Consider the following 10,424-nt stretch of genomic DNA (forward strand, 5'->3'; position numbering starts at 1 on the left):
AGGCCGGGCGGTCGACGTCACGGCCGCGCGGACACAGACGAAGGGGCGGGCACCTGTTCGGTGCCCGCCCCTTCGTCGTTCGCGCGTTCCTGAACTCAGCTGTTCGGACGCTTGCCGTGGTTGGCGTTCTTCTTGCGGCGATCCCGCCTCTTGCGGCCACGCTTGCCCATGGTCGCCTCCTTTCGTCGGTGTACAAGTCTTCCATGCGCGGGCCCGTGTGGTTGCATTGGAGGTGTCCGGGGGGCCGTTGTCGAGGAAGTAGAGGAACAATCCGTATGGCTGAACAGGTCCGTGCCGAGATGGTCGCGAACGTCATGGAGGTCGTCGCGGCGGTCGGCACCGAGGTCGCCGAGGGCGACACGATCGTGCTCCTCGAGTCGATGAAGATGGAGATCCCGGTGCTGTGTGAGACCTCCGGCACCGTGACCGAGGTGGCGGTGAACCCGGGGGACGTCATCCAGGCGGGTGACCTCATCGCGGTCATCGACTGACGGGTCTGATGCCCTCACTCCGAAGGCCGGCCCGTTCCCGTGGGGGAGGGGCCGGCCTTCGGCGTATGTGGTCCGTGTCAGACGGCGGTGCGGGTGCGGGCGCGGCGACGCTTGAGGGCGCGACGCTCGTCCTCGCTCATGCCACCCCAGACGCCGGCGTCCTGGCCGGACTCGAGGGCCCAGGACAGGCACTCGGCGGTGACGGGGCAGCGGTTGCAGACGATCTTCGCCTCGGCGATCTGCGCGAGGGCGGGCCCGGAATTGCCGACGGGGAAGAACAGCTCGGGATCCTCGTCGCGGCAGATGGCCTTGTGGCGCCAGTCCATGGGAACTCCTTTGATGTGAGACCGTGATCGGGTGCGCCGGGCAGCACGAACAACCGCCGTCCGCTCGTGGACATGTAGAATCCACTGGCGTACGTGCGTGATCGATGACACCCGGCTGGGTGCTGGGGGATCTGTACCCGCTCCGCGGGCTCGCTCCTGTCGGAGAGGCTCCCGGTTAAGGTGAGGCAAACACGGCGTGTCTGCGCTGTTACAAATGATCGTCCCACGAATTCATGACAAGTCAATACGTTTGAGTGCCTATGTGGTAAAGGTCACGCGGCTTGTCAAATCGGCGGAAAACCGCACACCAGAGGCTGTTATGACGTAACTGGACCACAGTCCGACCGAAGGTTTCGGTGGCGTGGCGGGACCCGCTTAGTCTGGAGAGGTGAACGTGAGACGACCAGATGACCGTGGTGTTCCGGCCGATCCCCGCACGGCGATCCCCACGCCGGTCCGCCTCGCCGGTTGGATCTCCTCGGCCCAGGGACTGATCGGTGTGGGAGTGGCCGTGATGCTGTTCGTCAGGGCGTTGGGCGGGCACCGCGAGGAGACCGTCGTCATCAGCGGCTATGGGACCGCGGTGTGGTTCGCGATTCTCGGCGGCGGGTTGTTGGCCGCCGGGATCGGGTTGCTCCGCGGTCGGCGATGGGGCCGTGGGCTCGTCGTGATCGCCGAGCTCCTGCTGCTGTTCGTCGCCTGGTACGTCGGGGTGGGGTCGGGTCAGTACCTCGCCGGCGTCGTCCTGGCGGTGGTGTGCGCGACGGCGCTGGTGTCGCTCTTCCGGCGCGACGCGGTCGAGTGGTACGCCGTGTGACCCTCCCGGAGCGACCCGGCCGGCGTCAGGCCAGCATCTTGTAGGCGTGGATCGCGCCGCCCCGGCGTTCGTAGAGGATGTCGCCGATCTGGGACAGGCCGGTCACGTCCTCCCCGCCGCCGGTAGAGGCGCCGCCCCCGGTAGAGAGTTCCTCGCCGGCGCCCTCGCCGGGCGCGACGGGCACCTGCCGGGTCCCGGCTCCTGTGCCGTGCTCGAGGAGGCGGAAGCCACCGGCGACGGGCACCAGGACCCAGTCGCGGGCGGTGGCCACATCGGGGTCGGGGGACCAGCCTCCGGTCAGGCCGGGCCCGGTGGTCGCCGGGGCCGTCCAGGAGTGCGCGCCGGTGACGGCGGAGAAGGCGTGCGTGGCGGTGCCGTCGAACCAGCGCGCCTGCGCGTCGTCGCCGGCCACGGTCCGCGGGTCGGGCTTGACGGCGGGCTCGGCGGGCAGCGGCAGGACCGGGGCGTAGTCGCGGGGGGCGGTGAACCACTCGACCGCCCAGTCGCCGCCCCGATCCGTCAGGGCGAGGACGCCGTCGTCGCTGACGTCGATGATCCACAGCCCGTCGGCGCCCGTGGTGTCGGAGGCGATCTCCTCGGGCTTGCGACTGTCCTCGGGCACCGTCTCGGACAGGGTCAGCCGGGCGGAGTCGTCGCCGGGGCAGCGTTCGGCGACGGCGAAGCGCTCGTCGGTGAGGTCGGCGGTCCCGAGGGCGCAGCCGGTGCGCGGCTGCATGCCCGCCTCCTGTGGCGCCTCGACGGCCCCGTACTCGACCGTGCGGACGAGGTCGTCGCGCCAGATCTCGAGCCGTTCGGGGCTGGACGCGAGCGCGTGCCGCCAGGTCGAGGTGAGCTGCATGGTGTCGGGGAAGGCGCTCTGGCGGGTGCTGCTGTACTGCTGGGTGGTCGGGTCGAGTGCGGTGACGTCGCTGCACCCGGCCGCGCCGTCGAAGGCGGCGGCGAGGATGTCGGCGTAGAACGTCGCCGCGCAGAGGGGCCCGGCGTGGGAGTAGGACCACGTCTGCTCGCCCGAACCGGCGTCCCGGCCGACGAGCGTGCCGTCGTCGGTGACGGTGACGAGGTTGCCCTTGGTGGTCAGGGGCGCGCCCGAATCCGCCGACGGGTGCGACCACAGGGCCTGGAGCGAGGTGGGTGGCGCGGTGGCGGGTCCGTAGACGGGCTGTCCGGCGTCGGCGGCGGAGAAGTCCGAGCGGGCGGCGCTCCCGGTGAGGAGGACGACCCCGGCCGCCACCGCCATGACGACGGTGATGGCGGCCGCGGTGACCAGGTCGCGCCGGGTCCGGCGTTCGGGGGGCACGCCCCGGCGTTGCCGGCGGCGGCCGGCGGGGGCGTCGTCGGATGCGCGCACGTGTGGCCTACGTGGTGCGGACGGCGGGTCAGTCCCGGCCGGCCTGATCGGGCGACGACGACGAGGGCCGGCGACGGCGACGGCGGCGCCGCGCGGGGGCGTCCCCCGAGGGGGCGGGGGAGTCCGCGTCACCGGATGCGGTGGGGGAGTCGGTGGCGGGGGCGGACGTCGAGGGCCCGTTCTCTCCGGCCCTGCCGCCGCGGGTGCGCCGGCGCGCCGGTCGCGATCCGGAGCCCGAGTCGCGGCCGGACCCCCGCGTGCCACGGTCGTCGGTGCGGCGGTCTGACCCGGTGCCGGTGGGGGCGCCGATCCGCCCTCCGGCGCTCTCGGGGATCCCGAGGTCGCTCCGCAGGTGGGGGGAGGTGGAGTAGGTCTCGGCGGGCTCGCCGAAGTCGAGCCCGAGGGCCTTGTCGATCAGGCCCCAGCGGGGCAGGTCGTCCCAGTCGACGAGCGTGACCGCGACGCCCGTGCGTCCGGCGCGTCCGGTGCGGCCGATGCGGTGGACGTAGGTCTTCTCGTCCTCGGGGCACTGGTAGTTGATGACGTGGGTGACGTCGTCGACGTCGATGCCGCGGGCCGCGACATCGGTGGCGACGAGAACGTCGACGTCACCGGAGCGGAACGCCTTGAGCGACTTCTCGCGCGCGCCCTGGCCGAGGTCGCCGTGGATCGCGCCCACGCGGAAGCCCCGCTCGGCGAGGTCGTCGGCGAGCTTCTGGGCGGTGCGCTTGGTGCGGCAGAAGATCATGGTGGCCCCGCGGCCGTCGGCCTGCAGGATGCGCGCCACGACCTCGGGCTTGTCCAGCGAATGGGCCCGGTAGACGTGCTGGGAGGTGTTCTCGTGGGTCGCCCCGGAGTCGGCGGCCTCGGCGCGGATGTGCGTGGGCTTGGTGAGGAACGTGCGGGCCAGGGTGATGATCGGCCCCGGCATGGTGGCGGAGAAGAGCATGGTCTGCCGCTTCTCGGGCACCATGCGCAGCAGCTTCTCGATGTCCGGCAGGAAGCCCAGATCGAGCATCTCGTCGGCCTCGTCGAGGACCAGGGCCTCGACCTTGCCGAGCACGAGCTTGGACTGGTTGGCCAGGTCGAGCAGGCGCCCGGGGGTGCCCACGACCACGTCGACGCCCTTCTCGAGCGCCTCCGTCTGCTGCTCGTACGGGGTGCCGCCGTAGATCGCGAGGACCTTGAGCGGTCGGGTGCCCGAGTCGGTGGGCGCGGTGAGCCCGGTGGCGGCGATCTTGAGGTCCTGGGTGACCTGGAGGCACAGCTCGCGGGTGGGGACGATCACCAGTGCGCGGGGGGTGCCGTCGAGCTCACGGGTCGCCTCGCCGGTGGAGATGCGGTGCAGGAGCGGGACGCCGAACCCGTAGGTCTTGCCCATTCCGGTGCGGGCCTGACCGATGAGGTCCGAGCCGGCCAGGGCGAGCGGCAGGGTGAGTTCCTGGATCGCGAACGTGTGGGTGATCCCGCGCTCGGCGAGGGCGGTGACGATCTCGGGTCGGACGCCGAGCTCGGCGAAGCTGGGGGAGGAGTCGGAGGACGGGGCGTCGACGACCGCGGTCGTCGTGGCCATGCCGTCTACGTCTTCTGTGGTGACATCTGTGGTGGACAGGGCGGTGCCTTTCTCGTCTCGCGCGCGGATGGTGTCGGGCCGTCGGAGTTCGGCCTCGCGAGCGGGGCGCGCGCACATTTCCACGGGACCCGCCGTACCCGACGCCGGTGTGGCCGGGCGCGGAGAGTGGTCCACGTGCGCCCATCCTATCCCGTACCGCCGCCCCGGGCGGGGCTCGGGCTAGCCTGGGTCGCACGCATCATCGATGACGGCGTGACATGCGCCTACGACGAGAAGGGCAGGCACCGTGGAGGTCAAGATCGGCATCGCCGACAGCAACCGTGAGCTCGTGTTCAAGACCGGGATGGAGCCCGACGACGTGCACACGCGCGTCGAGGCGGCCCTGACCGCGGACGCCAAGGGAATCCTCGAGCTCGAGGACGAGAAGGGCCGTCGCTACCTCGTGTCGACCGACCGGGTGGCGTATGTGGAGATCGGCGAGTCCGCCCGGCGACCGGTGGGCTTCCTGTCCTGACGCCGGCCGCCGCCCGTCCGCCGAGCGTCCGCGCTCCCGGGCGGGCGGACCGCGCGCGGCCCGGGGTCAGGCCCCGGGCGTGGGCCGGTCACCGGCGTGACGCGGGATCTTCGACAGGCCGCCCCAGCACAGGGTGACCGTTGTCGAGACCGCGTCCTCGCGGGGGATCGGTCGACCGGCGTCGAGCCAGTGGCCGGCGCTGACCCGGCTGGCCCCGACCAGTCCGACGGCGAGCAGGCGCGACCGGTGCACGTCGAGGCCGGAGTCCCCCCGCACCAGGTCGTGCACCGCGTCGATGCACCCCTCGGTCGCCCGGTCGAGTTCGCGGCGGACGTCCTCGTCCCCGGACTCCGAGTAGAAGACCAGTCGGAAGCCCCGGGTGTCGTTGTCGGCGTAGGCGAAGAACGTGTCGACGGCCGCCTCGACGCGGCGGCGGTTGTCGGAGGTCGAGTCGAGCGCGGCCCGGATTCGGCCGAGCAGGGCGTCCACGTGGTGGCGGAGGACCTCGATGTACAGGTCGCGCTTGGAGTCGAAGTGTTGGTACAGCACCGGCTTGGACACCCCGGCGAGGACGGCGATGTCGTCCATCCCGGAGGCGTGGAAGCCCTGCTCGACGAACACCGTGCCGGCCGCGTCGATCAGTTGGCTGCGCCGCGCGCCGCGGGGGAGCCGGGCCGCTCGGGCGCGGCCCGGGGCGGCCGGGACCGGTCCGTCCGGGCTCGTCATCTGGTGGCTCCTGTCCGCCCGGGCGAGAGTCGACAGCGGCCGGGCCAGACGGACAATACCTGCCCCTGTGGAGTGCGGCGGGACGCGCCTCACCCGGTATGTGGGATCGTGGAGACCGTGATCGGCAGCGGCCGATCGTCAGCGGACGTGGAGGTGTACGGATGAGCGACGGCCGTCGTCGGACGCCGGCCGGTGCGGAACCCGGTGCGCGTCAGCGGGCACCGTACTATCCGCCGCATTGTGAGCCACTGCGCGCGCCGTGGGACCCGGAGGAGTCGACCCCGGGCCGTCGCCGGTCGGTGCCCGGTTCCCGGGACCATCTGCGCAAGCAGACGCCGGTCGGGCGGTTCTTCGCCACGTGGGGCTGGCGCGCGTACGCGATCCCGGTGCTCGTGGTGCTCACCGCGCTCGTGATCGCCGACGCCGTCGTCTCGCCGGACGCACGGCCGGACGACGGGGCCGTGCGGGCGCAGGAGACGCCGGCGGTCGTCGGGGCGCCCGCGGCCGGCGAGGTGCCGCCCAGCGGCGAGCTGCCCGAGGGCGGCCCGTTCGTCGAGGCCGCCGGTGGGGACTTCCGGCTGGTGCCCGGCGGGACCGACCCGGTGGGGCGGCCGACGGCGGAGCAGTTCACCTACACGGTGGAGGTCGAGAACGGGATCGACACGGTCGATTTCGGCGGGGACGACTCGGTCGCCCGCATGATCGACGCCACCCTGGCCAACCCCAAGAGCTGGACGGCCGACGGGGCCGTCGCCTTCCAGCGCATCACCCGTGGCGAGCCCGCGTTCCGCGTCTCGCTGACCAGCCCTATGACCGTCCGCGAGAACTGCGGGTACGACATCGAGCTCGAGGCGAGTTGTTACAACTCGGCCACGGGGCGTGTGTACCTCAACCTCGCGCGCTGGGTGCGGGGCGCGCGGTCCTTCGAGGGCGACATCGGCTCCTACCGGCAGTACCTCGTCAATCACGAGGTCGGCCACGCGATCGGCTTCCCGGCGCACGAGCCGTGCCCCGCGGACGGCGCGCTGGCGCCGATCATGATGCAGCAGACGTTCGGGGTGAACAACAGGGAGATCCACCGGTTGGATCCCGAGGGCGTGGTCCCGGACAACGACGACACGTGCCGGTACAACGCGTGGCCGTTCCCCGACGGCGCGCCGGTGGCGCGATGAGCGCCGTGGGAGGGTCGGCGGACCGGTCGCTGCCGCCGCTGGTGGACCCGGTGCCCGAGCTGAGCGCGGAGGAGCGGGCGCGGTACTCGCGGCACCTGTTGCTCGGGGCTATCGGCGACGAGGGGCAGCGGCGCCTGCGCGCCGCGTCGGTGTTCGTCGTGGGCGCGGGTGGCCTGGGCGCGCCGGTGCTCATGTACCTCGCCGCAGCCGGCGTCGGGCGGATCACGGTCGTCGACGACGACGAGGTGGACCTCGGCAACCTGCACCGGCAGGTGATCCACTCCGTGGGGGCGGTCGGCCGGCCGAAGGTGGACTCGGCCCGGGACCGGCTGGCCGAGCTGGCGCCCGGCGTCCGGGTCGACGCGGTGCACGCCAGGCTGGACGCGCTGAACATCGGGTCCCTGCTCGAGGGACACCACCTGGTGATCGACGGCAGCGACAACTTCGCGACTCGGTACCTGGTCTCCGACGCGTGCGAGATCGCCGGGATCCCGCTCATCTGGGGGACGATCGACCGGTTCCGGGCACAGCTGGCCGTGTTCTGGTCCCGCCCGCCCGCACCGGCCGAGGCGGTGACCCTGCGGGACCTGTATCCCGCGCCGCCGCCCGCGGGCTCGGTGCCCAGCTGCGCCGAGGCCGGGGTCGTGGGCGCCCTGTGCGGCACGGTCGGGTCGATGATGGCGATGGAGGCCGTCAAGCTCGTCACCGGTGCCGGGCGGCCCCTGCTCGGCCGCCTCGTCCTCATGGACCTGCTCGAGTCCACCAACCGGACGGTGACGGTGCGCCCGGACCCGTCGCGCGAGCCGGTCACCGAGCTGCCGGACGGCGCCGGGGACGTCTCCTGCGAGGTCCCGGATCCCGGGCTGTCGGGGGTGCCGACCGTGTCCGCGACCGACCTCGCGGCGGAGCTGGCCGGGTCGGGACCGACCGGGTCGCCCGGGCCCGACGCGGCGGCACCGGTGCTGGTGGACGTCCGCGGTGCCGGCGAGAGGTCGATCGCGAGGATCGACCCGTCGGTGTGGGTGCCACTGGACTCGGTCGCCGAGGTCGCCGGTGACCCGACGGGCGTCCTCGGCCGGGCGGCCGAGCGCGGTCCGCTGGTCGTGTACTGCAAGTCCGGGGTCCGGTCAGCGCGCGCCGCGGCGACGCTGTCCGCCGCCGGTTTCCCCGGCGTCCGGTCGCTCGCGGGCGGCATCGACGCGTGGACACGCGACGTGGACCCGTCCCTGCCCGGGTATTGACTTTCGGGGTGGGTACCGTGGTCGACGTGAACGACGTGACCGTCCCCGAGCACGTCCGCGGCGCCTTCGGCGTGGCGGAGGGCACGGCCTCCCCCGTGGTCGCCGGTTCCGGCACGGGCTGGCTGGTCCCCGCGCCGGGCGGCGCCGTGGTGTTGCGCCCCGTCGCGGACACGGCACTGGCCAACTGGTCCGCCCGGGTGCGGGAGGAGCTCGACCTCACCGGACTGCGTGTCTCGTTGCCGGTGCGGTCCCGCGACGGTCGGCACGTCGTCAGCGGGTGGCGCGCCGACCGGGCCGTGTCCGGTCGACCCGAGGCGCGTGCGGACGAGACCATCGCGTGGTCGGCCAGGATCAACGCCGCCCTCACCCAGGTCGAGCGACCCCGACTGGTCCGTCGGCCAGCCACGCGACCGTGGTCCGAGACCGACCTGTTCTCGTTCGCCGAGGCCGCCGCCTGGGACGGCGATCCCGAACACGATCTGGCCCCCGGGATGGAGGACCGGGGCACCCCGTTCGCCACCCACCGCGCGGCCGCCCTGCTCGGCGCCACCGGGCTCATCCGGCACCGCCGCCCGGTCGCGGGCACCGGTGCGGGCGTCGTGCACGGTGACCTCGCCCGGGGCCTGCTCTTCGACGCCTCCGCCGAGCCGGCGCTGTCCGACGTCGTGCCCTACGCGCGGCCGGCCTCGTGGTCGGCGGCGGTCGTCGCCGTGGACCACCTGTCCTGGGGCACGGTCGACGCCGGCGTCCTCACCCGCTGGCGGCACCTCGAGCACTGGCCCCAGATGGTGCTGCGCGCGGCGGTCTTCCGCCTCGCGGTGCACGCGTTGCACCCGGGATCCAAGCCCGCGGCGATGGACGGGCTCCAGGCCATGGCCCGGCAGGTCGGCGAGCTCGTCGCGGACACCGCCGCGTGAACACCCGCTCACCGCGGGCGGGATCCCGCCGTGACGCCGTCACGTTCCCTCTCGTCGCGTTCGTCGGCGTCGTCCTCGTCTCACTGAACCTGCGCACCGCCGTCACCTCGCTCAGCCCCCTGCTCGGGGTGATCGACGCCGAGATCGGCCTCGGCGCCGCCGGCATGGGCCTGCTCGGCATGATCCCCACCCTGATGTTCGCCGTCTGGGGAGTGCTCACGCCGATGGTCCTCAGGCGGGTGGGCCTCGAACTGCTCACCGTGCTGGCGATGATCGCCGCCGCGGTGGGGCAGGTGATCCGGGCCCTCGCGCACGACCCGTGGCTGATGGGCGCGGGGTCTCTCGTGGCCCTGGCCGGGATGGGCATCGGCAACGTCGTGGCCCCGCCCCTGGTCAAGAAGTACTTCCCGAGGCACGTGGCCGCCGTGAGCATGGCCTACATCACCGGCCTGCAGCTGGGCACCGTGGTGCCGGCGCTCGTGGCCGTGCCCGTCGAGGAGGCCGCCGGGTGGCGGGTCTCCATCGGCTGGTGGGCGGTGCTGGCGGTCGTCGCGACCGTGCCGTGGGTCGTCGAGATCCTGCGCCCGGGCACGCCGACCGACGCCCCGCGGCCCGCCGCCGGCACCCCGACCGACGCCCCGCGGCCCGCAGCCGGCACGCCGACCGCGGCCGCGCCGGCCCGCCGCATCCGCCCGTGGCGCTCGCCCGTCGGCGTGGCGCTCGCCCTGTTCTTCGGCACGAACTCCCTGTGCACCTACGCGTTCTTCACGTGGCTCCCGGCCGTGGCGGAATCGATCGGCATGACGCGCGCGGAGGGCGGCCTCGCCCTGGCGGTGTACTCGGCGATCGGACTCGTCGCCGCCCTGGCCGTCCCCTACATCGCGGGCCGGTTCGAGGACCCGTACGCCGTCGTCGTCGTCTCCGTCGTGTCCTACCTGGGGGCCTTCGCCGGCCTGCTCTGGGCGCCCGACCTCGCCCCGTGGCTGTGGATCTGCCTGCTCGGCGTGGGGCCCAGCACGTTCCCGCTCTGCCTGACCCTGATCAACCTCCGCACCCGCACGCAGGCCGGCTCGGCCGCGCTGTCCGGCTTCTCGCAGGGCGTCGGGTACACGGCCGCGTGCCTCGGTCCCATCGTGTTCGGGATGCTGCTCGACGGCCCCGGGCTGGCGTCCGGCCTGGCGTTCCTCACCGTGGTGCTGCTCCTCATGCTGATCGTGTCACGGACCGCGTGCCGGCCGAACATGCTCGAGGACACCCTCCGCTGACGGTCGGCCGTCC

General features: G+C 73.0%; 12 protein-coding genes. 7 read left to right on the forward strand and 5 right to left on the reverse strand.

The window, feature by feature from the left end; genetic code table 11:
• Nucleotides 1-95: 95 nt before the first annotated feature.
• The gene (locus A6035_RS19425) at nt 96-170 is read right to left on the reverse strand and encodes a 50S ribosomal protein bL37 (RefSeq protein WP_370650909.1); all 75 of its coding nucleotides are present in this window, start codon (nt 168-170) and stop codon (nt 96-98) included.
• Between the two features lie 105 nt (nt 171-275).
• On the opposite strand from A6035_RS19425, the gene A6035_RS05090 reads away from it, so the two are divergent.
• Nucleotides 276-491, forward strand: coding sequence for a biotin/lipoyl-binding carrier protein (locus tag A6035_RS05090; protein ID WP_108846887.1), 216 nt, complete (start codon nt 276-278; stop codon nt 489-491).
• 77 nt (nt 492-568) lie between these two features.
• On the opposite strand, the gene A6035_RS05095 is transcribed toward A6035_RS05090, so the two are convergent.
• Nucleotides 569-817 carry a WhiB family transcriptional regulator gene (locus A6035_RS05095; protein WP_007630625.1) on the reverse strand — a complete coding sequence of 83 codons (249 nt, stop codon included), beginning with the start codon at nt 815-817 and terminating at the stop codon, nt 569-571.
• 388 nt (nt 818-1,205) lie between these two features.
• Here A6035_RS05095 and A6035_RS05100 point away from each other — a divergent pair, with 388 nt between their 5' ends.
• A complete protein-coding gene (locus A6035_RS05100; RefSeq protein ID WP_108846888.1) occupies nt 1,206-1,634 on the forward strand; it encodes a hypothetical protein in 429 nt (142 codons plus the stop codon).
• A 25-nt stretch (nt 1,635-1,659) separates the two neighbouring features.
• Here the strand turns inward: A6035_RS05100 and A6035_RS05105 are convergent, their stop codons facing one another.
• Entirely contained in the window at nt 1,660-3,003 is a 1,344-nt protein-coding gene (locus tag A6035_RS05105; protein ID WP_244192541.1) for an Rv3212 family protein, read from the reverse strand.
• A gap of 28 nt (nt 3,004-3,031) precedes the next feature.
• Entirely contained in the window at nt 3,032-4,576 is a 1,545-nt protein-coding gene (locus A6035_RS05110; RefSeq protein WP_108846889.1) for a DEAD/DEAH box helicase, read from the reverse strand.
• A 286-nt stretch (nt 4,577-4,862) separates the two neighbouring features.
• Here A6035_RS05110 and A6035_RS05115 point away from each other — a divergent pair, with 286 nt between their 5' ends.
• Nucleotides 4,863-5,090, forward strand: a complete 228-nt coding sequence (locus tag A6035_RS05115) for a DUF3107 domain-containing protein (RefSeq protein WP_108846890.1) — start codon at nt 4,863-4,865, stop codon at nt 5,088-5,090.
• 66 nt (nt 5,091-5,156) lie between these two features.
• On the opposite strand, the gene A6035_RS05120 is transcribed toward A6035_RS05115, so the two are convergent.
• Nucleotides 5,157-5,816, reverse strand: a complete 660-nt coding sequence (locus A6035_RS05120) for a TetR/AcrR family transcriptional regulator (protein WP_108846891.1) — start codon at nt 5,814-5,816, stop codon at nt 5,157-5,159.
• Nucleotides 5,817-5,977: 161 nt separating this feature from the next.
• On the opposite strand from A6035_RS05120, the gene A6035_RS05125 reads away from it, so the two are divergent.
• Genes A6035_RS05125 through A6035_RS05140 form a run of 4 tightly spaced genes read left to right on the forward strand, consistent with a single transcriptional unit; the run spans nt 5,978 to nt 10,411 of the window.
• Complete coding sequence (locus tag A6035_RS05125) at nt 5,978-6,988, forward strand: DUF3152 domain-containing protein (RefSeq protein WP_108846892.1); 1,011 nt, start codon at nt 5,978-5,980, stop codon at nt 6,986-6,988.
• A complete protein-coding gene (locus tag A6035_RS05130; RefSeq protein WP_108849089.1) occupies nt 6,985-8,229 on the forward strand; it encodes a ThiF family adenylyltransferase in 1,245 nt (414 codons plus the stop codon). Before A6035_RS05125 ends, A6035_RS05130 begins: the two co-directional genes overlap by 4 nt.
• 26 nt (nt 8,230-8,255) lie before the next feature.
• The gene (locus A6035_RS05135; protein ID WP_244192542.1) at nt 8,256-9,146 is read left to right on the forward strand and encodes a TIGR02569 family protein; all 891 of its coding nucleotides are present in this window, start codon (nt 8,256-8,258) and stop codon (nt 9,144-9,146) included.
• The gene (locus tag A6035_RS05140; RefSeq protein ID WP_108846893.1) at nt 9,143-10,411 is read left to right on the forward strand and encodes an MFS transporter; all 1,269 of its coding nucleotides are present in this window, start codon (nt 9,143-9,145) and stop codon (nt 10,409-10,411) included. The genes A6035_RS05135 and A6035_RS05140 overlap by 4 nt, the downstream gene beginning before the upstream one ends.
• Nucleotides 10,412-10,424: the final 13 nt, after the last annotated feature.

The organism is Dietzia lutea (assembly GCF_003096075.1).
GTDB classification, from domain to species: domain Bacteria; phylum Actinomycetota; class Actinomycetes; order Mycobacteriales; family Mycobacteriaceae; genus Dietzia; species Dietzia lutea.

Excerpts from the sequence above, each read along its gene's own strand:
- A6035_RS05090 (WP_108846887.1), top strand. The coding sequence starts at position 276 with ATGGCTGAACAGGTCCGTGCCGAGATGGTCGCGAACGTCATGGAGGTC.
- A6035_RS05095 (WP_007630625.1), bottom strand. The coding sequence starts at position 817 with ATGGACTGGCGCCACAAGGCCATCTGCCGCGACGAGGATCCCGAGCTG.
- A6035_RS05110 (WP_108846889.1), bottom strand. The coding sequence starts at position 4,576 with ATGGCCACGACGACCGCGGTCGTCGACGCCCCGTCCTCCGACTCCTCC.
- A6035_RS05120 (WP_108846891.1), bottom strand. The coding sequence starts at position 5,816 with ATGACGAGCCCGGACGGACCGGTCCCGGCCGCCCCGGGCCGCGCCCGA.
- A6035_RS05125 (WP_108846892.1), top strand. The coding sequence starts at position 5,978 with ATGAGCGACGGCCGTCGTCGGACGCCGGCCGGTGCGGAACCCGGTGCG.
- A6035_RS05130 (WP_108849089.1), top strand. The coding sequence starts at position 6,985 with ATGAGCGCCGTGGGAGGGTCGGCGGACCGGTCGCTGCCGCCGCTGGTG.